Source organism: Dongia sp. P2_B8 (assembly GCF_056404715.1).
Genome location: NZ_JBFUDM010000003.1, coordinates 1052867 through 1076354, shown reverse-complemented (window position 1 = coordinate 1076354; position 23488 = coordinate 1052867). Strand labels below are relative to the sequence as shown.

Genomic DNA, 23488 nt, shown 5'->3' with positions numbered 1-23488 from the left:
AATAGTTAGGCAGAAATCGGATATTCTTCCTTGTACTGCTTAAGATATCGATTACCGTTTCGTTGGTAGAATTTTGCGCGTTTAACATCTCTAGATCGCAATCACGGCGGCCAAGGCGGCCGCGCTGGGCTGGAGGCTTCATGGCTGATGACGCAACAAGCGGCCAGCGTGTGTTCCTTTCCCTCCTGCCCGCCAACGGCGGCGAGCGCAAACTGGCCTTGGTGGTCATCAGCCTGTCCGTGCTGGGTTTCGTCGTGGCAGCACCTTTCGCCAAGCAGCCGCTACCGCGCGTCGATGCCTTCATCCCGATCTATCAATCAGCCCTCACACTGAATGACCTGATCACCGCCGTCCTGCTGTTTGGTCAATTCTCGATCGTCCGCTCACGCGGCCTGCTGCTGCTGGCCAGCGGATATCTGTTCTCGTCCCTCATGATCGTGGCGCACACGTTGAGCTTTCCGGGACTTTTCTCGCCCACCGGATTGTTCGGCGCCGGCCCCCAGACAACGGCATGGCTGTACATGTTCTGGCATGGCGGATTCGCGGTCCTGGTGCTCGGCTATGCGCTGAGCGAGAAAGCCGCGGGCGCGGGCGTGAGCGTGGTGACGATCCGCGAGGGAGGTTATGCAGCCATCCTTAGAAGCATCCTTTCCGTTGCTGCCGTGGTCGCCTGCGTGATGCTGTTGACGACGGCTGGCCAAGCCCTGCTGCCGGCGATCATGTCCGGTGGACATGCTACGCCGACCTTGCGGGGCGTGGTCTTCGTGGTTCTGTTGCTCAACCTTGCTGCACTCATCACCTTGTGGCGCCGCAAGCCGCATTCCGTCCTCGATCTCTGGCTGATGGTCGTGTTGACCGTCTCGATTCTCGATACAGCGCTCAGCGCCATGCTCAATGCCGGTCGCTTTGACCTCGGTTTCTATACGGGACGCATCTATGGATTCCTGGCGGCGAGCTTCGTGCTCATGCTGCTGCTGCTGGAAACACGCGCCTTGTACGCAAGGCTTGCTCAGTCCCTGGAAATGGCGCGCATCGCCGCAGATCGGCGTGCCGAGGATGCGCGCCAAGCCAACCTAGCCTTGCGCGAAAGCGAGCAGCGCCTGCAGATGCTCAACGAAACGCTGGAGCAGCGCGTGCTGGAACGCTCGCAGCAGCTCGAAGCCGAAATCGCCGATCGGGCACGGGCACTTGAAGCCTTGCGCGAAGCACAGAAGCTTGAAGCCATCGGTCGCATGGCGGGCGGGATTGCACACGATTTCAACAATATTCTTACCATCATCCTGGGCAATGCCGAGCTGTTGCAGCAGGGGTCGAGGGCGCCTTCCGACCACCATGCCGCCCTGGCAATCGACCGCGCGGCCGAACGTGGCGTGCAGTTGATCAGGCAGATACTGGCGTTTTCGCGCCGGCAATCGCTCAAGCCGGAATTGCTCGATTTGCAGGCCCGCGCCAAGGATCTCACGGAGATGCTGGGGCGTGCGGTGCGCGGCGACGTGCAGATCATGATCAATCTCGTCGACGATCTGTGGCCCGTCGAATGCGATGTTGGCGAGCTGGAACTGGCGCTGATGAACCTGTGCGTCAACGCGCGCGATGCCATGCCTGGCGGCGGCCTGGTACAGCTCACCGGCCAGAATTGCAGCCTTGCCGCCAATTTGAATCCGGATCCCACGAGTATCTTTGACGCCAAGACGAATGTCGCCGACTTGGCCGGAGATTTTGTGGCGCTGACCCTGATCGATCGCGGCACCGGCATCAAGCCGGACGATCTGAAACGCGTGTTCGAGCCGTTCTTCACCACCAAGGAAGTCGGCAAAGGTACAGGCCTTGGCCTCAGCCAGGTCTATGGCTTTGCGCAGCAATCTGGCGGGCGCGCCGTGGTCGAAAGCGTCGTCGGAGAAGGAACAAGCGTCACAATCTATTTGCCGCGCGCAACCGCCGTTTCGCAGGCATCGACAACGGAAGAGCGTACCGCAACCGAGCACGGCACCGGTAGGATCCTGCTGGTCGAAGATGATGAGGATGTCGCCAAGATGTCGGTGAGGATGCTGGCAATGATGGGCTATGAGGCGCATCACGTGCTGGATGCGCGCACGGCTTTGTCACTGCTCCTGGGCGGCCAGCGCTTCGACCTGCTGTTTTCCGATATCGTCATGCCAGGTGATATGAACGGGCTGGACCTTGCGCGCAAGGTCCGCCAGCATTTCCCGCACCTGCCGATCTTGCTGACGACAGGCTATTCACGCGCTGCCGCGGAAGTGCACCGCGACGGCTTCAGCATCATCGCCAAGCCCTATCGCGCCGACGCCCTGGCCGCCGCGATCGCCAGCGCCCGGCGCCAAAGCACCAACGAGGAATCGCAGGACACGGCGTGAGCGCTCCGGGGCGTTCTGCCGCCCGGGATACGCCGGAGCGGTAGATAGATCATGGCAGCAAAGCGAATTCTGCTTTGACACAACCGCGAATAGTGCAATGCCCACAACTGCCTGCCGGTGCCACGGCCCGGTAGCCCGGCCGCGGGCCTCCTCCGACAAGGAACGGCCGCATTTCCTGCTCGTTTCATTTGCAGACATTCTCAGAGTGCGCAACCGCGTACTGGGTCAGGAGGATTTACGCATGGAGAAAACCATCAAGGCGTTTCAATTTGAACTGTTGTGCCAGCGCGATATGGAGGCGGCAGGTCAAAAATGCGACCAGGCGACCGGATCCGATTTCGCGCTCCTCAAAACAGCGCACCACAAAGCAACCATCCGATGGCTCGGCGCTGTAGCTGCGACACGCGAATGCCATCGGCTGAGCCGTGCATAGGGTGTCTCGCACTCAATAAATGATCGCACTGGGAAGATCGGCCAGCCGTCTAAGCCCCTCAACGGGGGCCAAAAGCAAAAAGGGCCGGCAAAGCCGACCCAAACCCCTGTCACCGACGGAAGAAAATGGCGCACCCAGAAGGACTCGAACCTCCAACCTTCTGATTCGTAGTCAGATGCTCTATCCAATTGAGCTATGGGTGCGTCGGTTCGCGGTGGGTGAGTGCCAGTTTCGTGTGCACTCAGCCGAGTTGGATGTCTCGGCCCCCGAACGGTGGCGGAAACTAGCCAAAGCCGTGGACCATTGCAAGCTCTTTGGCAGGATTAGCTTAACGTCCCAGATTTTCCGCCTAGCATGTTGTTATTAATTAGAAAAATGGCATTTCGACAACCTGTCGGCCGGATTTGTCGCAGGCTGCCCTGGGGATCGCCTCCCGGGAACGGGCTGCCGGAATCGGTTGCTTGTGCCCACCCAGCTGTGGCCACACTGCCACCCTGTTACCGCCACAGCACGCCCAAGGGCCTAAGACCTGACTTGGCCTGTTGATTCTTGTCCTGAAAGCTGCGAAGAAATGTTTTCGGGTAATGGTTTGAGCAATGCGAAGTGGGTAGGGGCTTTGCGGTTGTTCGCTGTATTTCGGGGTTCGGCAAACATGAAGAAACACCTCTGGCTCGTGGCCGTCGCGGCCGCACCGCTTATCTTGGGCGGTTGCGAGTTCTGGAATAACGCGGTTCGGCCGTCCGTTTCCGGCGCGCCGATCGGTGCTACCGTGGCAAATGGCCAGGCTGTCCCGCCAGGTCAGCCGACCGGCACGCTGGTGGGCACCAGGGTTATCGAGATCCGCAGTGACCTCAACCGCCTGCAGCAGGCTGTGCAGCAGCAGTCGCTCAAGCACCAGGAGCTGCGTTCGAGCGCCGAGCGCAATGCCGCCGGCTACCAGACCACGGTCGGTGCCATCAATGGCAAGCTGCAGATGGGCACCACCCCGGGCAACCCGACGGTGACCGGCGCCTGGCAGCAGGCCCAGGGCCAGCTCGACCAGATCGGGTCCGATCTCGACCAGATGAACCGCCTGTCCAACGACGTGGCCAACAACGCGGCCTTCTCCAGCTATCTCCTCGATTCGATCCGCGCCTCCTATACGGTGTCGGGCGCCGTCGATGAGGATCACCGCCAGCTGCGCATCCTTGAGGACCAGACGAATCAGACCACCGTCTCGATCGACCGTCTCTTGAACCAGCTGTCGGAAGACGTCTCGCGCCAGACCAACTTCCTGGCCACCGAGCGCAGCAACCTCACCACCCTCGCCGCCGGCGTGAACAGCGGCCAGGTCTACGGCACCACGCTGGCCAGCCGCTCCTATGCGCCGCCGGCCCAGCCTGCCCTGCCGCCGATGGCCGGCATGAGCACGGGCCGTCCGCTGGTCGTGATCCGCTTCGACCGGGCCAATGTGAACTACGAGCAGGCGCTCTACCAGGCCACCTCCAAGGCCTTGGAATTGCGCCCGAATGCCGCCTTTGACGTGGTCGGGGTCGCCCCCGCCATGGGCCAGCCGGCGCAGGTCGCCCTTAACAGCGACATCGCCCGCACCAACGCCAACAAGGTGTCGCGTTCGCTCCTCAACATGGGCCTGCCGCCCGATCGCGTCGGCATCGCCCAGGTCACCGACCCGAATGCCCAGGTCAATGAAGTGCACGTCTACGTTCGGTAACTCACGCCTTTAATCCTCTACACAACCCACAAACCGGAACCGGCGCCCAGAGATGGGCGCCGTTTTCGTTTGGGGCCGATCCGGCGCCAGGTCGATTGGAGGCCAATCCAGATTGGGCTTTGCCGCGTATTGAGCCATGATGCCCTGATATCGTGGGAGGACCGGCCCATGCGTTTCGCATTCCTCGCTGTCATGCTGTGCCTGCTCTCCGGGCCGGCCTTCGCCGAGTCCAGTGCCGCCGACAAGGCCGCCTTCCAGGCCATCATCAGCGCCCAGATGTCGGCCTTCAAAGCCGATGATGCGGCTGGCGCCTTCGGCTTCGCCTCGCCCGACCTGCAGGCGAAATTCGGCTCGCCCGCAACTTTCATGGAGATGGTGAAGGACGGCTACACCCCGGTCTACCGGCCGCAATCTGTCGAATTTCGCGATATTGTCGAGCATGGGGCAACGCCGGAGCAGCGGGTCTTTGTCGTGGGACCTGATGGCAAGGGCTATCTTGCGCACTATATGTTCGAAAAGCAGCCCGATGGATCCTGGCGCATCAGCGGTTGCTATCTGGAGCGGGCCGGGGATGAAAGTGTCTAGATGCGCATCGTCCTGTGGAGCCTCGCTGCCCTGTTTGTTGTCCCCCTCGCCTTCAGCATTGCCCGCGGGATGGCCTATGACGGGTCATGGCGCGACGCGCCCCGGCATTCCGCTGGCCTCGCCCCCGACCCCACCAAGACGCCGGAGGCCATCGTCCAGATCTATACCGCGCGGGCCTTCAGCTGGCGCGGCTATGTGGCGACCCATCCCTGGATCATCGTCAAGCGCGCCGGTGCTGCGCACTTCACACGCTACGAAGTCATGGGCTGGGGCGGTGGGCCGTCGCTCAAGGTGAATGCCGCCCTGCCGGATGGCTACTGGTTCGGGGCTGAGCCCACCATTCTCGCCGACTATCGCGGCGCCGGCGTCGACCAGCTCATCGACCGGATCGAAGCCGCCATCGCCAGCTATCCGTTCAAGGACCAGTACCGCAGCTGGCCCGGCCCCAACAGCAACACGTTCCTTGCCCATGTCGCGCGCGAGGTGCCGGAGCTGCGGCTCGATATCCCCGCCAATGCCATCGGCAAGGATTACCGCGCCTGGGACGCGCCGGTCGCCATGGCACCGAGTGGCACGGGCGTGCAGCTTTCGTTGCTGGGTCTTGCAGGTCTGACGGTGGGTCTGGAGGAGGGGATCGAGGTCAATGTGCTTGGCCTCAATCTCGGTGTCGATTTCCTGCGCCCTGCCCTGCGCGTGCCGGGACTTGGCCGTCTGGGCTTCCCGGAAGAAGTCGAGCGTGAAGCGACCGTCGCAGTGGACTAGCCGCGCGGTGCCGGCAGGATCAATCCCAACTCAGCGCGCTTTGCCTTGGTGAGCTTGGCTGCCACCAGGCGATAGGCGCTCTCGATATAGGCTCGGGTGTCCTTGTCGCTGAGCGCCTTTTCCTTTTCGATCTGCACCCACTTGGCACGCGCAAGGTAGGGTGCGGGGATGATGCCCTTCTGCTGGCGCAGCAGGTCATAGGACATGTCGCTGCATTTGAAGCTGATCTTGGTATCAGTGTCGCCGCCCGTGCCCCAGTTCGAGCAGACGGCGAAGATCTTGCCACCGACCTTCCAGACCGAAGCACCACCCCATTGTTCGACATGGGTGGTCTTGGGGAACGATTTGCACAGCTTGTCGAAATCCTTGCGCGTCATACCACCCACTCTTGCTCAGATTTCAGCCGGATCAGATTTCAGTGCGGGCACCGAGCTCAATGATCCGGCCGACCGGGATGCGGAAATAATCCGAGGCAGAGATTTCGGTATCCGACAGCAGGATGAACAGCCACCGGCGCCAGCCGGACATGGCCGATTTTGCCCGCGGCACGATGCGCTCGCGGCCGATGAAATAGGAGACCTGCTCCGGATCAAGGACGAGGCCGGACGTGGCCGCCATGCGCATCGCTGCGGGGAGATCGGGTTCGTCGGCAAATCCGTAATGCACAATGATACGCCAGAAGCCGCGGCTGAGCTCGCGCACCTGGATGCGCTCAGAGTCGGGCACGAACGGCCGCGCTTCGGTAATGAGCGTCGTCATCACCACGCGCTCATGGAGGATGCGATTGTGGCGCATGTTGTGCAGCAGCGCGAAAGGCACGCGGTCGATCTGCGCCGTGAGGAACAGGGCCGTGCCCGGCACGCGGCTCAAATGGCGTTCGGAGAGCGCTCCTAAGAATTCTTCCTCGGTCAACGAGCCGGCGCCATGGCGCTTGGCGAGCAGGCCGCGGCCATCCATCCAGGTGGAGAGAATGAAGATAATGATGGCGCCGATGAGGAGCGGGAACCAGCCACCATCCAGTACTTTCAAGAGGCTGGCGCCAAGGAGCGAGCATTCCACCAGCAGGATGAAGCCGATCACCAAGGCGGTCCGCTGGACGCTCCAGCGCCACAATGAGCGGAACACGAAGAAGGCGATGATGGTATCGATGATCATCGTACCGGTGACGGCAATGCCATAGGCATTGGCAAGACCGCTCGACGATTTGAATCCGACCACCAGCAGCAGCACGCAGATCATCAGCAGCCAGTTGATCTGCGGCACGTAGATCTGGCCCTGATGGTGGGCCGACGTGTGGGTGATCAGCAGGCGTGGGCAGACGCCCATGCGCATGGCCTGCCAGGACAGTGAGAAGGCACCGGAGATGACCGCCTGCGAGGCGATGATGGTTGCCATCGTGGCAAGGCCGATGAGCGGGTAGAGGAACCAGTCCGGCGCCAGCAGATAGAACGGGTTGGCGACGGCTTCCGGATGCGCCAGCACCAGCGCACCTTGCCCGAAATAGTTCAGCGTCAGACAGGGCAGCACATAGATGAACCAGGACGCCTGAATCGGCTTGCGGCCGAAATGGCCAAGATCGGCGTAGAGGGCCTCGGCACCCGTCACGGCCAGCAGGACGGCGCCCATGACCGGGAAGGCGATCCCGATATTATGGAAGAGGAAGCCGAGCGCGTAATGCGGCGACAGGGCCAGCAGAATTTCCGGATGCTGCACGATCTGGCTGAGGCCCAGGATTCCAAGCGTCGCAAACCAGATCATCATGATCGGGCCGAAGAAGGCGCCCACGGCACCAGTGCCGCGGCTTTGAATGGCAAAGAGTCCGATCACGATGACGATCGTGATGGCGACGATCCAGTCACGGTCGAGATGCGGCTGCGCGATCTTCAGGCCTTCGACCGCCGAGAGAATGGAAATGGCTGGCGTGATCATGCCGTCGCCATAGAAGAGTGCCGCACCCACGATACCGAGGGCCAGGAATTTTTCCCGGCGGCCGGGCTTGGTGGCCGACCGGATCGCAAGACCGATCAGGGCGAGGAGGCCGCCCTGCCCCTGGTTGTCGGCGCGCAGGATCAGCAACGCATATTTGAAGCTGACGATGATGGTGATGGTCCAGAAGACCAGCGACAGAATGCCGAAGACATGTTGCGGATTTGCCATCACCTCGCCGGCGCCATGAAAGGCTTCGCGGAAGGTATAGAGGGGCGAGGTACCGATGTCGCCGAAAACGACGCCGAGCGCACCGATGGCAAGCGGCGCCAACGCGCCGGCTGGCGTGTGATCGGTCCCTGAGGACGCCGGCGATTCTTGGGTCGCCCCCTGGCTATCTGACTTGGTCGTTGATGTGGTCACGTGGCGTTGGTGGCATCGATGGTCCCGCCGCCTATCAAGACGGCTGGCACGAACATACGATGATTATCCATCCCCTGCTGAACTGGGCCTGTCCGACCCTTGAAAGCGGCGCATCCTGTCACCGGCTTGCCCCTCGTGCAATAGGGTTTTTGCACTGCAATATTTCCTCTTGACTCTCTATTCCGATTGGCTCTAGAGGCGCTCGGCCAATCGGCAATTGCCGCCTTCGGCCGCTTCGGCTAATGCTCAAACGGCGCTGGGCGGGATGCGTTCCGCCCGGTGGCAAAATCAGTCTCTCCCAGGGGGAAGCCCATATGTCGGATCCGCAAAAGACCTTTCCCGTTTCCTGGGAAGAGCTGCATCGCAACGCCAAGGCGCTGGCCTGGCGTCTCATCGAGAAAGGCCCGTTCACCGGCATCGTTGCCGTGACGCGCGGTGGCCTGGTGCCGGCAGCGATCATCGCCCGCGAGCTCGACATCCGCCTCATCGATACCGTCTGCATGCAGAGCTATACCGACGATCATGCGCAGGGGCAGATCACCGTCTTGAAAGATTCGCCCGGCAATGGCGAAGGCTGGCTGATCATCGACGATCTCGTGGACACCGGCCGCACTGCGCGCGTGGTGCGCGAGATGCTGCCCAAGGCGCATTTCGCCACCATCTATGCCAAGCCCTCCGGCCGCCCGCTGGTCGACACCTTCGTCACCGAAGTGTCGCAGGACACCTGGATCTTCTTCCCCTGGGATATCGAACTGCAATTCGCCCAGCCGATCGCCAAGATGAAGCGCGGCTAGCGAACGGGCCAGTTGTCGATGAGCCGCGTCTTCCCGAGATAGGCAGCGGCGAAGAGGCGACTGCCGGGCGCCAGGACTTTGAGCGGTGCCAGCGTGGCTTCGTCGCAAAGCGCGACATAGTCGATGCGGGTGAAACCAGCTTGGCCGAGGCGTGTCTTTGCCCGTTCGAGAACATGCTCGACGATATCGCCGCGCATGAGTTCCGCCACAGCCTGGCGCAAGGCATGCGGCAGCGCTGCGGCGTGCCGGCGATCCTCGCCAGAGAGATAGCGGTTGCGTGACGACATGGCGAGACCGTCAGCTTCGCGCACCGTGGGCACACCGACGATCTCAACCGGCATGTCGAGATCGCGCGCGAGGCGCTTGATCACCTGCAATTGCTGGAAGTCTTTCTCACCGAAATAAGCGCGGGTCGGCAACGCTTGCAGCAGCAGCTTGGTGACAATGGTGGCGACACCGCCGAAATGCCCCGGCCGTGCCAGACCGTCCATATGATCGGTGAGCCCGCCCACTGCGACCGAGGTCGAGAAACCTTGCGGATACATGTCCGCAACGTCCGGCGCGAAGAGGAGATCGCAACCGGCCGCGGCAAGCTTGGCGGCGTCGCCCGCCTCATCACGCGGATAGGATGTCAGATCCTCGTTGGGGCCGAATTGCGTCGGGTTGACGAAGATGGTGGCGACCACCCGCGCATCCGCCCCCTTGGCGCATTTGACCAGCGCCAAATGCCCGTCATGCAAGGCGCCCATGGTCGGCACCAGGCCAACGCTCTCGCCAGCCGCGCGGAAGCCGGCAATGTGGGCGCGCAGATCGGCGACGCGGCGAACGATGGGCAGGTCACGCATGATGATGCTGTATCTGGAGCTTGTGCCGGTCAGCCGTGCTTCTTCATGGCGCCGAAAATATGCTCAGGCCCCGGGAAGGAGCGCGCACGCACTTCCGCGGCATAGCGCGCCGCCGCACCTTCGATGTCATTGCCAAGCTCGGCATAGCGTTTGACGAAGCGCGGCTTGAAGCTGCTAAAGAGACCGAGAATATCTTCCGACACCAGCACCTGCCCGTCGCAGATGGCGGAGGCGCCGATGCCGATGATCGGCACCGGAATACGGGCGGTCACGGCCTGGGCAATCTGTTCCATGACACCTTCAAGTACGATCGAAAAGGCGCCGGCCTCGGCGATGGCGATGGCATCGGCCATGACGCCGGCCGCCTCCTGGTCGCCGCGGCCACGGGCGCGGTAGCCGCCCAGCGTGTTCACCGATTGCGGCATCAGGCCGACATGGCCCATGACCGGAATGCCGCGCTTCACCAGGAATGCGACCGTGTCGGCAAGGTCACGCCCGCCTTCGAGCTTCACTGCCTGGCAGCCGGTCTCCTTCATGATGCGGGCGGCCGAGCGGAACGCCTGTTCGGGGCTTTCCTGATAGGAGCCGAACGGCATATCGACGACGACCAGCGAGGTCTTCGATCCGCGGCACACGGCAGCGCCATGCTGGATCATCATGTCCAGCGTCACCGGCAGCGTGCTGTCGAATCCGTAGAGCACCATGCCAAGCGAATCGCCCACCATCAGCAGATCGACATGGCCGTCGAGACGCTGCGCCATGGGTGTGGTGTAGGCGGTGAGACAGACCAGCGGGTCGGCCCCCTTGCGTGCGGCAAATTCAGGGACAGAGAGGCGCTTCAGCACAGCACCTTCCGACGCCGATCCAGAACCGGATGTGGCATGAACACTCATTCCCGCCTCCCTCTGTGCAGCGACCTCCGTTGAGCCGTTCGGCTTCCCCCGACCATCGGCCGCTGTCTATTCGGTGGGCATTCTGGCCGATCCCATTGCACTGCACAATCGCAAAGCCTGAAGGCTGGGTTAACCACATTGCATGGCAGCCGCGGCCCCTAGACACCCCATTGAAATCATGGATAAAGATGCGAATGGCTTTCACTTTCACAGAAAACCGGGTAAACAGTGGGGCAGCCGTCGCCAGCAACATTCGGAACGCTTGTTTGCCGTTTAAGTGGCTGACCGCCACAGGTGCTGGAGATGTATAAAGACAACAGCCTCATTCCCTCGGAAGCGATCCGCCTCGCAGCCCTCGGCCTGCTGTGGCAGGGGGAGCGCAGCTATGCCGATCTTGCGCGCGAGATCCGGCATTTCGTCGGCCGCATCGTGGGGCCGTCGCTGGAGCTGCTGGGCCCGTCCCTCGAGCTTTTCAAGATCGAGGGCATTATCGAGGCGATCGACCCGAAACAGCCGGCCGACGCGCAGATCATGCGCCTCACGGCCGAAGGGCGCACCGAACTGCAGCGCCTGATGACCACCCGGATGCGCGGGCCGATGGGCGAGGTCAACAAGCTGATCGTCGCCTTCAAGATGCATTTCTTCAACTGCCTCACGCCGGATGACCAGCGCCAGCAGCTCGATGTGCTGATCGAGGCCTGCGACAAGGAACTGGCGCGCCTGGCCGATTTGCGCAGCTATGAGCCCCTGACCGCCACCAGCGGCTATCTTCCGTCCTGGTTGGAACTCGAAATCGACGAGATCGGGGCCCGCAGGAGCTGGTTTGAGGGATTGAAAGCCCGGATCGCGCCTTAAAATCGCCAAAATAGTTAAGAAAAAGGGCTTTTGCGCCCCGCGAGCGGTTGCAGAAGCACGCCCCGCTCCTTACCTATGGCGTTTATGTCGCCGCTCGTAACCCGCTTCGCGCCCAGCCCTACCGGATATCTCCATCTTGGCCACGCTTTCTCGGCGCTGGACGGCTGGACCAGGGCACGCGCGGCAGGAGGAAGGTTTCTGTTGCGTATCGAGGACATCGACCAGACTCGCTGCCGCCCGGACTATGAGGCGGCGCTGCTCGAGGACCTGAGCTGGCTCGGCCTCGACTGGGACGGGCCGGTGCGGCGCCAGTCCGACCATTTCGCCGATTACCAGGATGCCCTCTCCCACCTTCAGGCGATGGGAATCATCTATCCCTGCTTCTGCAGCCGCAAGGATATCGCCGCGGCACCAAGCGCCCCCCATGGATCGGCCCCGAACGATTTTGGCGGCCCACTTTATCCCGGGACCTGCCGGTCGCTGTCACCCGCGGAAGCCGCCGACAGGCAGGCAGGCGGTGCCCCCTTCGCCCTCCGCCTCGACGTCGCCAAGGCACGCGCCCTGTGCGGATCGCTCGATTTCAGCGATGAGCGCGCGGGGCGTATCGCAGCACGGCCGGAACAATTGGGCGATGTGGTCCTCGCGCGGCGCGAAACGCCCTGCAGCTATCATCTCTGTGTCACGGTCGATGACGATCTCCAGGGTGTCACCCTGGTGACACGGGCGGACGATCTGCTGCCAGCCACCCATATCCACCGCCTGCTGCAGGCCCTGCTCGGCCTCAACACCCCGCATTATGCCCATCACCCGATCCTGACCGACAACAATGGCGCCCGGCTGGCCAAGCGCGCCGGCGCTACCAGTCTGCGCAGCATGCGGGAGGCGGGCATGAATGCCTTTGAGATCCGAACGCTCGCCGGGTTTCCCAATTAGACGACATCACCCACCCATCAAGCTTCTCACCAAGAAAGCAGTATTTGCATGTTTGACACCCAATACCTTATCAGCCTGCTGACCGGGCCCGAAATGATCGCCTTCGGTCAGGTCATCCTGATCGATCTCGTGCTCGCCGGTGACAATGCCATCGTCGTCGGCATGGCCGCTGCCGGCCTGCCGTCATACCAGCGCACCAAAGTCATGCTGATCGGTATTGCGGCAGCGACCGTGATGCGCATCGGCTTTGCGCTGGGCACGACATACCTCCTGTCGATCATCGGCCTGACGCTGGCGGGCGGCATTCTGCTGCTGTGGGTGTGCTGGAAGTTCTGGCGTGAAATCGAGCAGCAGCGCCGCGAGAACCGGAAGGCACAGTTGCGCGCCGGCGAGAAGATGAGTGCTGCCGAGCGCGCGGATCTGGAGGCTGGCGAGGGCGCCTTGCCCGGTTCGTCCCCGGCCAAGACTATGCGCCAGGCGATCGTTCAGATTGTCATCGCCGACGTCTCCATGTCACTCGACAATGTGCTGGCCGTTGCCGGCGCCGCCCATGAGCATCCCAACGTTCTGGTATTCGGCCTCATCCTGTCGGTGGCCCTGATGGGTCTTGCCGCCTCGATGATCGCCAAGCTCCTGAAGCGTTTCCATTGGATCGCCTATATCGGTCTGGCCGTGATCTTCTACGTGGCCGGGGACATGATCTGGCGCGGCTGGGCCGAAGTAGCGCCGATGGTCGGCGCGCAGTAACTGCTAAAGCTCTTTTCTTTGACGTCATGCCCGGGTTTGACCCGGGCATCCACACTATCAAACGTAACAGTGGATCCCCGGGTCTTCGCCCGGGGATGACGACTCCTGAGAGGTGGTTACCTCAAGGCTTCCGCGAAACACCCATGGCGAGCGCGCTGTAATCCGGGTCGTCCGGCGTCAGATAGCCCTGGCGGATCAGGAAGTCGATGATCACCAGGCCGACATTGAATTTGAAGTCGGTGGTTTCAGACAGCAGGCGCTCTACTTCGGAGAGCGGCAGCAGGCGGAAATCGGCGATCTCGCCATCATGGTTGCGCGGCACGAAATCGGCGGGCAATTCCAAATCATAGACGAAGATCGTGTCGTCTCTGAGATTGCCGTCGAGCTCCATCCGGTAGCTCAGCGCCCCGCAGGAACGCGCACGCCGCGCCAGTTCCTTGGGGATCGACGCTTCCTCAGCCGCTTCCTTGATCAGATTGTCAAAGGGCTTGATGCCGGTGGGCAGGCCGCCTGCCACCAGATGATCGAACTTGCCCGGTTCGATCGGCCGGTTGGCAGCGCGCCGCCCGACCCACAGCCAGATCTCGCCATCGCGGCGCACATAGCCGTTGAGATGGACACCGTAAGCCTTGACGCCGAACAGCGGAACACCGGCCCGTTCCAGATCGAACAGCGGTGCGGCACCATATTGCGCGGCAATGGAAAAATATTCGTCGCGCCAGCCATGGATGATTCCTTCCTGGCGCAACTCGCGCATCACGGAATCGATGGCAGCCGAGCGATAGTCGAACGTGTCGAGATGCCGCGCAATGCGCACCCCCGCCGGCTCGACGCGAAAGACGCTGGGATAACGGACCAGTTGTTCCGCGATGTCCGGGCGCATGAAGCCGACCTGCTGCCCGTCCACGAGGAACGGCCGGAAGCGCGTAATGTCATGCTGATGGCAGGCGTTGATGCGATCGAGCAGGCTCATGCCGCAGCCTCCGGCACCTGGAGAGGAATCGGCCGGCGCAGACCGGCGATCAGCGGCAGGTAATCGACATCGTCCGGCCCGACAAAACCATGCCGGATCAGGAAATCGATCAGCACCAACGCAATATCGTACATGAAGTCATCGCTGGCGCGCAGGCGGTGAATGAGTTCCGAGACCGGGATGAGTTCGAAACTGGCGACCTCGCCATCCTCGTTCCGCGGCGTGAAATCTTCCGGCAGATCGAGATCGAAATTGAACTGCTGACCGACGCGCAGGCCCTCGCCCGCTTCGATCATCAGGGTAACGATGCCGACCGGTTGCGCACGCTCGGCGATGCTGGCTGGAATGCCGGCTTCCTCGCGGCATTCCTTGAGCAGATTCTCTGCGGGTGTCAGGCCCAGCGGCTGGCCGCCACCGACGATAAGGTCGAGCATGTTGGGGTCGACCGATTTGGTGGGCGACCGGCGCGCCACCCAGACCTTCATTTCCCAACCGCGCCCGACAAAGCCGTTGAGGTTGACGCCATAGGCCATCACCCCAAAGAGCGGTGCGGCAGCACGTTCCATGACCAGCAAGGGTGTTTCGCCAAAAGCGCGATTGACCGGATAAAGCTCATCACGCCAGCCTGGAATGCGCCCTGCCGCGCGCAGCTTGTGGAGCACATCCGCCATGGCCGCACTGCGCGCTTCGGTGGTCTGCAGTCCTGGATTCAAGCTGAGGGCCCGTCCATCAACGCGGAACACATCTCCCAGCGCAGTCAGTTCCTTGGCAAAATCCGGCTTCACCCAGCCGACATGCTGCCCCGCGACCATGAAGCGCAGAAACTGCGCGAGGTCCGGCGCGGGATAGCGTTGATACTGGCGCAGCAGGCTCATGCGGACTGTCGCTCTCTGCTCAATTCGCCTCCACTCAATTCAGGCGGGCCCAATCGATGAGACGGCGCAGGAAAGCATCACCCGCCGCCAACTGTTCCTTGTCGATGAACTCGTCCGGCTGGTGTGCCTGGGCGATGTGGCCGGGGCCGCAGACGATCGCTGACATGCCCGCCTGCTGGAACTGACCGGCTTCGGTCGCGTAGGCAAGGCTTACCGTCTCGTTGGCGCCAGTGAGATGCTTGAGAAGCGCTTCAGCAGCACCATCATGCTCTTCCACCAGCGGCGGCGCGGAAACACGCGGCGTGATGGTGATGTCAGCTTCCGGCACGAGAGGACGCAATGCTGCCAGGCGCTTCTCGATAAAGGCCTTGAGGGGTGCGAGCATCTGGTCCGGATTGCCACCGGGAATGGCGCGGAAGTCCCACAGGAAGCGGCATTGGCGGGCGATGATGTTGACCGCCGTGCCACCGTCGATATTGCCGATATTGTAAGAGCAATGCGGTGGGTCGAAGCTGCGGTCGAAGGGCCCGTCAGCACGGATACCGTCATAGATGCGGCCCATTTCCCCGATCACCTCGGCCGCCAGACCGATGGCATTCAAGCCCCGCTCCGGTTGGCTGGAATGACCGTCCTTGCCGGTCACCTCGACCTGGAAAGAATAGACGCCCTTGTGCCGCACGCCGAGCTTCATGCCCGTGGGTTCGCCAATGATGGCCAGGCGCGGCTTGGGCAGATTCTGGCCGATCGCCTTCAGCAAATGTGGTGCGCCCAGGCAGCCCAGTTCCTCGTCATAGGAAAAGGCGAAGTGGAGCGGCGTCTTCAAAGGCTTGCCGGCCATCTCAGGGACCAGCGCCAGGCACAGTGCAATGAAACCCTTCATGTCGCTGGTGCCGCGGCCGACGAAGCGGGTGTCTGTTTCAACCAGCTTGAACGGATCGCTGGTCCAGGGCTGGCCTTCCACCGGCACGACATCGGTATGGCCGGAAAGAACGATGCCGCCATCCTGCTTTGGCCCGATCGTTGCCCACAGATTGGCCTTCGGCTGACCGTCGGGCGCCGGTACGATATCGACCGCAACACCATGTTCCTTGAGATAGTCGCCGATCCAATGAACAAGCGCCATGTTGGACCGGGCCGAAACGGTGTCGAACGCGATCAGGCGCTCCAGGATGGCGGTAAAACTGCCGGTCATGAGTGATCAATACCCGAAAGATTTAAGAACTCGAGCCGACCGTTGCTGCTGGCAGGCCGATGAAAGCAAGGAACTCGCGCCGCGTCGACGGATCGTTGCGAAAGGCGCCGAGCATGCGGCTGGTCACCATTGAGGTGCCGGCTTTATGGACGCCACGCGTCGTCATGCACTGATGACTGGCATCGATCACGACCGCCACGCCACGCGGCTGCAATTCGTCATTGAGCGTGTTGGCGATCTGCGCGGTGAGCTTTTCCTGGATCTGCAGGCGCTTGGCATAGCAATCGAGGAGGCGCGCCAGCTTCGAGATGCCAACCACGCGCTTCCTGGGCAGATAAGCGATATGGGCGCGACCGATGATCGGCGCCATATGATGTTCGCAATGGCTTTCGAAACGGATGTCCTTCAAGACGATCATCTCGTCATAGCCATCGGTTTCCGAGAACGTCCGCGTCAGGATCTCGGCTGGATCAGCCGCATAGCCGCTGAAAAATTCGCGGTAGGATTTGGCCACACGGCGCGGTGTATCGAGAAGACCCTCGCGCAGCGGATCATCACCCGCCCAGCGGATGAGCGTACGAACGGCTTCCTCGGCTTCGGCCTGCGTCGGCATGCCGGTGGCGGGACTGATCTTGGGGCGACCAGGTTTCGTGGGGGCTTTGGTCACGCGATTTTCCTTTCGCTCTTCGCGGCAAACCGGCGCGAAGGATCAGTTCAGGCGCTTGGGCTGATAGGGGCTGTCGAGGGAAAAGGCCGGAATGACGATGTCGAACATCTCGCCGGTTTCGCTTTCCATCTCATAGGTCCCGACCATGATGCCTGACGGCGTCTTCAGCGGTGTCCCGCTGGTATATTCATAGGCTTCGCCAGGATGCAGAATCGGCTGCTCGCCAACAACGCCGGCGCCGCGCACTTCCTGCACACGGCCAAGGGAATCCGTGATGCGCCAATAACGGTTGCGCAGCTGCACGGTGAGATCACCCTTATTTTCGATGCGGACATGATACTTCCAGACGAAATGCGCCTCATCCGGCGCCGATTGATCATCCAGATAGGTCGGCTCGACGCTGACGAGAATGCTTCTTGTGGTCTGCTGATACATAAATCTCGCCTTGCTGGCGCCGGAAACAGGTCGCGGGGTACGTGACGGCCCAGTCGTCCCTTGGATCTGGCATCCTTTGGATACCGGGCCATCTATAACCACGCCGGACCGGCAATCTACAACCAGTCTGCAGAAAAGAAAACGGCGCCGAGTTGCCTCGGCGCCGTTCCGCATTAAGCGGTGGTAGTTCGATTACTGAACGATGATCTCGGCGCGGCGGTTAGCCTGCTCCTTGACACCGTCAGCGGTCGGAACCGCATTCTCGGCCTCGCCCTTCCAGGCGGTGGTGATGGCTTCGGCCGGGACGCCGGCAGCGATCAGCGCTTCGCGGACCGCATCAGCGCGGCGCTCGGAGAGCTTCTCGTTGTAGACGTCAGAGCCGGCGCGGTCAGTGTGACCGGTCACCGAGATGGCCGTCGACTTGTTGGCGCCGAAATCAGCGACCACCTGGTTGACCACGGCCTGGGCCGCGTCGTTGATGTTCGACTTGTCGAAGTCGAACAGCACCAGGTAGACGTTCGGAGCCGGAGCAGCTTCAGCGGCGGGCGCCGGAGCAGCTTCGAGTTCAGCCAGAGCCGCGAGGAGTTCGTCCTTGCAAGCGCTGATATGGTCGTACTGGAAGTTCTCTTCCTGCTGCTCGAGCCAGCAATCAAAGCGGGCCTGGGCGCGGGCGGCCAGTTCCGGCTTGCTGTCACGGGCGCCGCCGTCGAGGGCTGCCAGGAGGCGGCCACGGACGTCGGTGATTTCGCCGAGCGAATCAGCCGGCAGGTCGCGGTTGGCCGGATCTTCCGGCTGAACCACTTCGCCACCGGCAGCAGCAAGGCCGCGGCGGGCGTAGTAGCCGGCGTCACGCCAATCGAACATCTCGTCGGCTTCGAACACGGCCAGGTCACGATATTCGGTGGTCAGCGCCTGGGTGAACGGCGTACCGCCGCTCGCTTCAGTCGTACGGATACGGTCGAGATCGGTCGTGCAGGCTGCCAGAAAACCAACTGCCCCCAGAACCGCCAGAAGTTTTAATGCTTTCATTTTTATCTCCTCGCTCTTGTTCAGCGCCGTCCCCAGGTTCCGATGCGTCGCCCAGACGCTTCGCAACATCCCCGACTTCGGCTTATGCCTTAAACCTCGGCTGATTTCGAAAAACCGGCAAAACTTTGTAGAAATCCCCCGGCGAAGCCAGCCCGAGTACTGACATCTCCGGCACTATAGGTAAACGTCCCAGCGATGTCAAAAGCCGGCACAGCCGATTTGGTTCCCAAGAATGCTCAAATTTTGTTGATTCTGGCCCATTTCTTTAATGCACAACCGGGCAGAATTTGCCGCTCAACCGAGTCCTTCCAGCCTGATCAGAGGGCCGTCCGCGACCCTCGCATCGGCTGGATCATGACTGACCATAAGCACGGGAAGGTTGCGGGCCGCAGCCCGTGTAAAGACCAAACGCCGAAAGCGCTCCCGCAACGCAATATCCAGTTTTGCAAAGGGTTCGTCGAGCAATAGGGCATGGGGTTCCGACAGCAGGGTGCGCATGAGCGCGATGCGCGCCCGCTCGCCGCCGGAGAGGCTGAGAGGATTGCGGGCACCCAGTCCCGGCAGCTCGGCCTCGACCAGGCCGGCAGCGATTCGTGCCTGCCGGTCCGCCGGCGTCAGTCCCGCCGGCAGGCCAAAACCCAGATTTTCAGCGACGGAAAGATGCGGAAACAGCAGATCGTCCTGGAATAGAATTCCTAACCGGCGGCTCTGGACCGGCGTTTGGCTGATATCGACTCCGTCCAGCAGGACCTGGCCCCGCGCAGTAAAAGCCGGCGGCAAGGACCCGATCAGCCAGTTCAGCAGGGTGGATTTGCCGCTGCCCGACGGCCCCATCAGCACGGCCGGGTGTCCCGACTCGATCTCGCAATCGATCGGCCCGAGGAGGCGCTGCCCATCCCGCCACAATTCAACTGCCCGCAGGCTGAGGCGACGCGTCATGCCGCCCCCCATCGCCGCCGCCGCAGCATGAGGAGCGCCAGCAGGAAGAACATGCCCGAACTCGCAGCCTGCAAGACGCCATAGACACCGACGATCCGCCGGTCGCCCCCGGCACTGAGCGCCACGGCCTCCGTGGCCAAGGTCACTATCCGCCCCTCGCCACCCAGGACGGTCGGCAGATAAAGCGACAGGCTGACCGCGCAGCCGATGGCCGACGCCCAGGCCACCGCGCCGCGCAACATGGGGAGCTTCACCCGCCACAGAACGCGCCAGGGGGATGCGCCCAGCGCCAATGCCACGCGTTCATAGCGCGGATCGAAGGCGCGCCACGGTTCCTTCAAAGTCAGGAACACATAGGGGAAGATGAACAGCAGATGCAGCCACGCCACCGCCAACCAGCCGCCATTGAGACCGATCAGCAGCAACAGGATCTGGATGCCGAGGAGGAAGCTCACCTCCGGTACCAGCAAGGGCAGAAACAGGAATCGTTCCGCCCGCCGCACGACCTCGTGGCGCAGATGCTTTTCATGTTCCAGGCAAGCCAGCGCCAAGGCAACCGCCAGCATGGTCCCAAGCACGGCCAGCAGCAGGCTGTTGGCGAGCGGCTGCCATAAACTGAGTGCGGCGCGTTGCCAGGCTGCGATCGACAATAGATCTGGCAACAAAGCAGGATAGCGCCATGTCGCCGCGATCGACCAAAGCAGCAGTGACAGCAGTGACAGCGCGATGCCGGCAATCGCCACCATGCCGATGCCCAGCAGCCCCCACCGCCCTGCCCTCGCCAGCCCCCGCGGCCAGGCCCGCGCACCTTGGCTGAGCCACGGGCGTAAGGTCCTGATGACGGCACGCTCGCCTAGCCACCACAGCAGAAGAGCTGCGGCCACCAGCACCAGCTGCAGCAAGGCAGCCGCGGCGGCGACGAAACGCTGATTGAGATCGGGATCATTGGCCCAGCGCAGAATGAGGACCGGCAATGTCGTCGGCGTGCGCGGCCCCAGGATCAGGGACATGTCGACCACCGAGAGGCTATAGGCGAGCACCGCCAGCAGCGGGAAGCGGATCAGTGGATAGAGCCGCGGCAGGATCAGCTTCACCCAGGCAATGTGATCGTGGTAGCCGAGCGAGCGCGCCATCTGCAGCATCGCCGCCGGCCGGATCTGCGCCAGCGCCGTCACCATGGCGATGAACAGAAACGGCGTCTCCTTCAGGAACAGGCCCAGGCCCAGCGTCAGCCCATATGTCTCCGGCACCAATTGCCAATCCGGCGGCACGGGGAAGAAGCCCGTCGCTGTGGCGATGCCTCGCAGGATCCAGCCCGAGGGGGCCAGCAGGAACGCAAGGCCCAGCGCCATCGCGACATGCGGTACGGCAAGGATGGCGACGGCCAGGCGATGTGGCCAGCCCTGGCCGTTCTCCCCCAACGGATCCAGCTGCGCCACCAGGCCGAGGGCGATGACAAAGGCTGCGATCGTTGCCATGACGCCGGCCGTGACAGTCGTGATCATTGACGGCAGCAGCCTGGGATCGGAAAGCAGCAGGCGGAAGCTGTCCAGGGACAGGCTGTCCCCGCCCATCGCCGGCAGGTAGCCGAAGCCGGTCGTCAGGACGAAAAGGAGGCCGGCAGCGATCGAGCCCAAGAGCAGCAACAGCGCCACGGCCGGTGCCGAATATTCTACATTGTAGAATAGACCATGGTGTGGGAGGCCCCTTTTCACGGGTTTTCAGTGCCCATAAAGCTGTGTCCAGCGCGTCTCGATGGCCACCATCCAGCTGGGATGGGGTTCCGGGAGGACCGGCCCCAACTCTTTGGGCGAAAGGGTGGCGATCCCCGCCGGCAAGGCCGCGAACATGGCCCGGTCCTGCGCGCCCAGCAGGCCCATCTCCAACACCGTGGGATCGCCCCAGACGTCAGCATCCAGTTTCCGCGCCTGCGCTTCAGGCGAGAGCAGGAAATCAGCCACCAGCAGCGCACCGGCCTTGGCATTGGCATTGAAAGGGATGGCGACGAAATGCGTGTTGCCGATGGTGCCACCCTCCAGCACGAAACTGCGCACAGTGTCCGGCAGCAACCCTTGAGCAATGGCCGAGGAGGCATCGCCCGGATTGAAGGCCATGGAGATATCGACCTCGCCATCGTTGAGCAATTGCCGCAGATCGGTGCTGGATAGCGGATAGCTTTTCCCCTGGCGCCAGAGATGCGGCGTGAGGTCGCTGAGATAGTCCCAGAGCGGTGCTGTCACCGCGTTAAAATGCGCCGGGTCGAGGGGACGATCGAGCGGGGCGCGATCGGGGACGAGCGACAGCAGGAACTGCTTCAGCACCGTGGAGCCGATGAAATCCGGCGGTGCCGGATAGGTGAAGCGGCCGGGATGGGCCTTGGCCCAGTCGCGCAGGGCCGGCAACGTACGTGGAGGCCGCGCCAAGCGCGCCGTGTCGTGGAAGAAGACCAGTTGCGCCATGCCCCAGGGCGATTCATAGCCATCGGTCGGCACGGTGAAATCAGACAGCAATGTGGGCTTGGTCTTGGGGTCGACGAATTTCATGTTCGGCAGCAGGTGGAGGATCGGCCCGAACAGCAGGTCCTGCTTCTTCATGGCGGCGAAATTCTCGCCATTGATCCAGATGAGATCGACGCCGCCGCCATCAACCTCGCCCGCGATCTTGCCGGCCAGCACCCGTGTCACGGCCTCCGCCGTGTCGGTGAGCTTGACGTGCTGCAGGGTAACACCGAACCGTGACGCCACCTCCGCCCCCGCCCAGGCGATATAGTCGTTGATCCGCTGATCGCCGCCCCAGGCGTTGAAATAGACTGTCTGGCCGCGGCCGGCAGCTTGGGCCGCCTCATGGCTCGCGGGTGCAGGATCGGCCCGGGCCGGCCGGCTGCCCAGCGACAGGATCGGCGGGAGGGTCACGGACAGGGCCAGGGATTGGGCTAGGCCGCCCAGAAGGAGATCGCGCCGGGTCGAGCCAGTCCTCATCTGCCACCATCCTTTGTTGCCATGCCATTCTATACGGCGGAATCAGCAAATAGTTTCAGCTTTAGATGCGGCGCCCGGCATCTTGAACCGGCGCCCCCGATACCCTATAAATCGCCCCGCAGCCGTCCATCCGGCGTGCGGGTGTAGCTCAATGGTAGAGCAGAAGCTTCCCAAGCTTACGACGAGGGTTCGATTCCCTTCACCCGCTCCACTGCATTTAAATGGCGGCGTCGCTCGTCGTCGGGTGGGAACGCGAATGCGATGATGGGTTGACTGAGCCCCCTCAAAAGGGTCGGGCTGAGGTTTTGCAGCCTGTGCTTGCAGACAACCATCCCGACAAATGATTTCGACAACAGGATGGGACGATTGACGCCCTTGACTAGGTTTCCGAGCCGTGGGGCGATGTTGAGTGCTGGCCCGATCACTGTGAAGTCGAGGCGATTGCGCGAGCCGATATTGCGGTACATCACGTCGTCGACATGGACCCGATGTTACAGCTCAAGGCAGCGCTTGCCGTCGAGCCTTGAGCTCTCTCAGCCGCGGCTGCCGAAGTTCTTCAAAGCGGCCTGATCGGCAGAGCGTGAGTGTCCTTGATCGAATCAAGGCAGATCGATGTGAAGGTCCGTGTCACCTTGAGCGTGTTCTTCAGCTTTGATGAAATGAAGTGCTCCAGCTCCGCCGTCGTCGACACGCGCACTTTCAGCAGATAGTTCCATTCCCCCGCCAGGTGATGGCATTCCTGGATTTCCGGATAGGCGCCGATCGCATCGACAAAGGCTGGTATGTCTTCCGATCGGTCGATCAGCACTTTCACGAAAGCCAGCAAATGGAGGCCGAGGGATGCGGGATTGATGCGGACAGTCCAGGCGTCGATCGTCTTGTCAGCCACGAGGCGACGGATACGGTCATTCACCGCCGATACCGACAGGCCCACATGACGCCCGATCTCCGCATGAGACCAATCGCCATTGCGTTGCAGGAGTTCCAGAATGGCCAGATCCTTTGCATCCAGCCGGTCTCGCGTCGGCGCCAATTTCAATTTCCCTATAGGCTACGGAAAAAATTTCACGCTTGGATCGGGCTATACAAAAATAGGAAGGTAAGACCAAACTTGGCGC

24 protein-coding genes and 2 tRNA genes are annotated in these 23488 nt (G+C 62.2%); 10 read left to right on the top strand and 16 right to left on the bottom strand.

Annotation, left to right across the window (positions count from 1 at the left end; translation table 11 throughout):
• The first annotated feature begins 140 nt into the window (after positions 1-140).
• Positions 141-2375, top strand: coding sequence for an MASE4 domain-containing protein (locus AC1DWZ_RS12580; RefSeq protein WP_477169235.1), 2235 nt, complete (start codon positions 141-143; stop codon positions 2373-2375).
• Positions 2376-2616: 241 nt separating this feature from the next.
• Positions 2617-2808, top strand: coding sequence for a hypothetical protein (locus tag AC1DWZ_RS12575; RefSeq protein ID WP_477169234.1), 192 nt, complete (start codon positions 2617-2619; stop codon positions 2806-2808).
• Between the two features lie 126 nt (positions 2809-2934).
• On the opposite strand, the gene AC1DWZ_RS12570 is transcribed toward AC1DWZ_RS12575, so the two are convergent.
• Positions 2935-3011 (bottom strand) — tRNA-Arg (locus tag AC1DWZ_RS12570).
• 449 nt (positions 3012-3460) lie between these two features.
• Here AC1DWZ_RS12570 and AC1DWZ_RS12565 point away from each other — a divergent pair.
• The 3 genes from AC1DWZ_RS12565 (at position 3461) to AC1DWZ_RS12555 (ending at position 5866) form a co-directional block, all read left to right on the top strand.
• Positions 3461-4519, top strand: a complete 1059-nt coding sequence (locus AC1DWZ_RS12565) for a hypothetical protein (protein WP_477169233.1) — start codon at positions 3461-3463, stop codon at positions 4517-4519.
• A gap of 168 nt (positions 4520-4687) precedes the next feature.
• Positions 4688-5104 carry a DUF4864 domain-containing protein gene (locus AC1DWZ_RS12560; protein WP_477169232.1) on the top strand — a complete coding sequence of 139 codons (417 nt, stop codon included), beginning with the start codon at positions 4688-4690 and terminating at the stop codon, positions 5102-5104.
• Positions 5105-5866 (top strand): DUF3750 domain-containing protein, encoded by a 762-nt coding sequence (locus AC1DWZ_RS12555; RefSeq protein ID WP_477169231.1) that lies wholly within the window; start codon positions 5105-5107, stop codon positions 5864-5866.
• On the opposite strand, the gene AC1DWZ_RS12550 is transcribed toward AC1DWZ_RS12555, so the two are convergent.
• Complete coding sequence (locus tag AC1DWZ_RS12550; protein ID WP_477169230.1) at positions 5863-6243, bottom strand: MmcQ/YjbR family DNA-binding protein; 381 nt, start codon at positions 6241-6243, stop codon at positions 5863-5865. The genes AC1DWZ_RS12555 and AC1DWZ_RS12550 overlap by 4 nt on opposite strands.
• Positions 6244-6274: 31 nt before the next feature.
• Positions 6275-8215, bottom strand: a complete 1941-nt coding sequence (locus AC1DWZ_RS12545; protein ID WP_477169229.1) for a potassium transporter Kup — start codon at positions 8213-8215, stop codon at positions 6275-6277.
• Positions 8216-8529: 314 nt separating this feature from the next.
• On the opposite strand from AC1DWZ_RS12545, the gene gpt reads away from it, so the two are divergent.
• Entirely contained in the window at positions 8530-9009 is a 480-nt protein-coding gene (gene gpt / locus AC1DWZ_RS12540; protein WP_477169228.1) for a xanthine phosphoribosyltransferase, read from the top strand.
• On the opposite strand, the gene panC is transcribed toward gpt, so the two are convergent.
• Together panC and panB are read right to left on the bottom strand one after the other, a co-directional pair.
• Positions 9006-9854 (bottom strand): pantoate--beta-alanine ligase, encoded by an 849-nt coding sequence (gene panC / locus AC1DWZ_RS12535; protein WP_477169227.1) that lies wholly within the window; start codon positions 9852-9854, stop codon positions 9006-9008. The two genes, gpt and panC, sit on opposite strands and share 4 nt — an antisense overlap.
• 29 nt (positions 9855-9883) lie before the next feature.
• Entirely contained in the window at positions 9884-10747 is an 864-nt protein-coding gene (gene panB / locus AC1DWZ_RS12530) for a 3-methyl-2-oxobutanoate hydroxymethyltransferase (RefSeq protein ID WP_477169226.1), read from the bottom strand.
• A gap of 303 nt (positions 10748-11050) precedes the next feature.
• Between panB and AC1DWZ_RS12525 the strand changes: the two genes are divergently transcribed.
• The 3 genes from AC1DWZ_RS12525 (at position 11051) to AC1DWZ_RS12515 (ending at position 13282) form a co-directional block, all read left to right on the top strand.
• Positions 11051-11602 carry a hypothetical protein gene (locus AC1DWZ_RS12525; RefSeq protein ID WP_477169225.1) on the top strand — a complete coding sequence of 184 codons (552 nt, stop codon included), beginning with the start codon at positions 11051-11053 and terminating at the stop codon, positions 11600-11602.
• An 84-nt stretch (positions 11603-11686) separates the two neighbouring features.
• Complete coding sequence (gene gluQRS / locus AC1DWZ_RS12520; protein ID WP_477169224.1) at positions 11687-12535, top strand: tRNA glutamyl-Q(34) synthetase GluQRS; 849 nt, start codon at positions 11687-11689, stop codon at positions 12533-12535.
• 48 nt (positions 12536-12583) lie between these two features.
• Positions 12584-13282, top strand: coding sequence for a TerC family protein (locus AC1DWZ_RS12515; RefSeq protein ID WP_477169223.1), 699 nt, complete (start codon positions 12584-12586; stop codon positions 13280-13282).
• A 121-nt stretch (positions 13283-13403) separates the two neighbouring features.
• On the opposite strand, the gene AC1DWZ_RS12510 is transcribed toward AC1DWZ_RS12515, so the two are convergent.
• The 9 genes from AC1DWZ_RS12510 to AC1DWZ_RS12470 form a co-directional block, all read right to left on the bottom strand.
• Entirely contained in the window at positions 13404-14255 is an 852-nt protein-coding gene (locus AC1DWZ_RS12510) for a DUF4743 domain-containing protein (protein ID WP_477169222.1), read from the bottom strand.
• Positions 14252-15130 carry a DUF4743 domain-containing protein gene (locus tag AC1DWZ_RS12505; protein WP_477169221.1) on the bottom strand — a complete coding sequence of 293 codons (879 nt, stop codon included), beginning with the start codon at positions 15128-15130 and terminating at the stop codon, positions 14252-14254. The genes AC1DWZ_RS12510 and AC1DWZ_RS12505 overlap by 4 nt, the downstream gene beginning before the upstream one ends.
• A gap of 34 nt (positions 15131-15164) precedes the next feature.
• Complete coding sequence (gene argE / locus AC1DWZ_RS12500) at positions 15165-16322, bottom strand: acetylornithine deacetylase (RefSeq protein ID WP_477169220.1); 1158 nt, start codon at positions 16320-16322, stop codon at positions 15165-15167.
• 22 nt (positions 16323-16344) lie between these two features.
• Entirely contained in the window at positions 16345-16935 is a 591-nt protein-coding gene (gene folE / locus AC1DWZ_RS12495) for a GTP cyclohydrolase I FolE (protein WP_477169496.1), read from the bottom strand.
• 96 nt (positions 16936-17031) lie between these two features.
• Entirely contained in the window at positions 17032-17424 is a 393-nt protein-coding gene (gene apaG / locus AC1DWZ_RS12490) for a Co2+/Mg2+ efflux protein ApaG (RefSeq protein ID WP_477169219.1), read from the bottom strand.
• A gap of 192 nt (positions 17425-17616) precedes the next feature.
• Positions 17617-18453, bottom strand: coding sequence for an OmpA family protein (locus AC1DWZ_RS12485; protein WP_477169218.1), 837 nt, complete (start codon positions 18451-18453; stop codon positions 17617-17619).
• Between the two features lie 294 nt (positions 18454-18747).
• Positions 18748-19392 (bottom strand): ATP-binding cassette domain-containing protein, encoded by a 645-nt coding sequence (locus AC1DWZ_RS12480; protein WP_477169217.1) that lies wholly within the window; start codon positions 19390-19392, stop codon positions 18748-18750.
• Entirely contained in the window at positions 19389-21107 is a 1719-nt protein-coding gene (locus AC1DWZ_RS12475; protein ID WP_477169216.1) for an ABC transporter permease, read from the bottom strand. The genes AC1DWZ_RS12480 and AC1DWZ_RS12475 overlap by 4 nt, the downstream gene beginning before the upstream one ends.
• A 6-nt stretch (positions 21108-21113) precedes the next feature.
• On the bottom strand, positions 21114-22370 hold the full coding sequence (locus AC1DWZ_RS12470) for an ABC transporter substrate-binding protein (protein WP_477169215.1): 1257 nt from the start codon (positions 22368-22370) through the stop codon (positions 21114-21116).
• Positions 22371-22507: 137 nt separating this feature from the next.
• On the opposite strand from AC1DWZ_RS12470, the gene AC1DWZ_RS12465 reads away from it, so the two are divergent.
• A tRNA-Gly gene (locus tag AC1DWZ_RS12465) sits at positions 22508-22581 on the top strand.
• Here AC1DWZ_RS12465 and AC1DWZ_RS12460 read toward each other — a convergent pair.
• Positions 22547-22837, bottom strand: a complete 291-nt coding sequence (locus AC1DWZ_RS12460; protein ID WP_477169214.1) for a hypothetical protein — start codon at positions 22835-22837, stop codon at positions 22547-22549. The two genes, AC1DWZ_RS12465 and AC1DWZ_RS12460, sit on opposite strands and share 35 nt — an antisense overlap.
• 89 nt (positions 22838-22926) lie before the next feature.
• Positions 22927-23403 (bottom strand): Lrp/AsnC family transcriptional regulator, encoded by a 477-nt coding sequence (locus tag AC1DWZ_RS12455; protein WP_477169213.1) that lies wholly within the window; start codon positions 23401-23403, stop codon positions 22927-22929.
• Between the last annotated feature and the right edge of the window lie 85 nt (positions 23404-23488).

What these genes read in the sequence shown, in the direction of transcription:
- AC1DWZ_RS12575 (WP_477169234.1), top strand. Translation starts at nt 2,617, where the DNA reads ATGGAGAAAACCATCAAGGCGTTTCAATTTGAACTGTTGTGCCAGCGC.
- AC1DWZ_RS12565 (WP_477169233.1), top strand. Translation starts at nt 3,461, where the DNA reads ATGAAGAAACACCTCTGGCTCGTGGCCGTCGCGGCCGCACCGCTTATC.
- AC1DWZ_RS12510 (WP_477169222.1), bottom strand. Translation starts at nt 14,255, where the DNA reads ATGAGCCTGCTCGATCGCATCAACGCCTGCCATCAGCATGACATTACG.
- gpt (WP_477169228.1), top strand. Translation starts at nt 8,530, where the DNA reads ATGTCGGATCCGCAAAAGACCTTTCCCGTTTCCTGGGAAGAGCTGCAT.
- folE (WP_477169496.1), bottom strand. Translation starts at nt 16,935, where the DNA reads ATGCCGACGCAGGCCGAAGCCGAGGAAGCCGTTCGTACGCTCATCCGC.
- AC1DWZ_RS12460 (WP_477169214.1), bottom strand. Translation starts at nt 22,837, where the DNA reads ATGTACCGCAATATCGGCTCGCGCAATCGCCTCGACTTCACAGTGATC.
- AC1DWZ_RS12515 (WP_477169223.1), top strand. Translation starts at nt 12,584, where the DNA reads ATGTTTGACACCCAATACCTTATCAGCCTGCTGACCGGGCCCGAAATG.
- apaG (WP_477169219.1), bottom strand. Translation starts at nt 17,424, where the DNA reads ATGTATCAGCAGACCACAAGAAGCATTCTCGTCAGCGTCGAGCCGACC.
- panC (WP_477169227.1), bottom strand. Translation starts at nt 9,854, where the DNA reads ATGCGTGACCTGCCCATCGTTCGCCGCGTCGCCGATCTGCGCGCCCAC.
- panB (WP_477169226.1), bottom strand. Translation starts at nt 10,747, where the DNA reads ATGAGTGTTCATGCCACATCCGGTTCTGGATCGGCGTCGGAAGGTGCT.
- AC1DWZ_RS12470 (WP_477169215.1), bottom strand. Translation starts at nt 22,370, where the DNA reads ATGAGGACTGGCTCGACCCGGCGCGATCTCCTTCTGGGCGGCCTAGCC.
- AC1DWZ_RS12555 (WP_477169231.1), top strand. Translation starts at nt 5,105, where the DNA reads ATGCGCATCGTCCTGTGGAGCCTCGCTGCCCTGTTTGTTGTCCCCCTC.
- argE (WP_477169220.1), bottom strand. Translation starts at nt 16,322, where the DNA reads ATGACCGGCAGTTTTACCGCCATCCTGGAGCGCCTGATCGCGTTCGAC.
- AC1DWZ_RS12525 (WP_477169225.1), top strand. Translation starts at nt 11,051, where the DNA reads ATGTATAAAGACAACAGCCTCATTCCCTCGGAAGCGATCCGCCTCGCA.
- AC1DWZ_RS12560 (WP_477169232.1), top strand. Translation starts at nt 4,688, where the DNA reads ATGCGTTTCGCATTCCTCGCTGTCATGCTGTGCCTGCTCTCCGGGCCG.
- AC1DWZ_RS12550 (WP_477169230.1), bottom strand. Translation starts at nt 6,243, where the DNA reads ATGACGCGCAAGGATTTCGACAAGCTGTGCAAATCGTTCCCCAAGACC.
- AC1DWZ_RS12480 (WP_477169217.1), bottom strand. Translation starts at nt 19,392, where the DNA reads ATGACGCGTCGCCTCAGCCTGCGGGCAGTTGAATTGTGGCGGGATGGG.
- gluQRS (WP_477169224.1), top strand. Translation starts at nt 11,687, where the DNA reads ATGTCGCCGCTCGTAACCCGCTTCGCGCCCAGCCCTACCGGATATCTC.
- AC1DWZ_RS12505 (WP_477169221.1), bottom strand. Translation starts at nt 15,130, where the DNA reads ATGAGCCTGCTGCGCCAGTATCAACGCTATCCCGCGCCGGACCTCGCG.
- AC1DWZ_RS12485 (WP_477169218.1), bottom strand. Translation starts at nt 18,453, where the DNA reads ATGAAAGCATTAAAACTTCTGGCGGTTCTGGGGGCAGTTGGTTTTCTG.
- AC1DWZ_RS12580 (WP_477169235.1), top strand. Translation starts at nt 141, where the DNA reads ATGGCTGATGACGCAACAAGCGGCCAGCGTGTGTTCCTTTCCCTCCTG.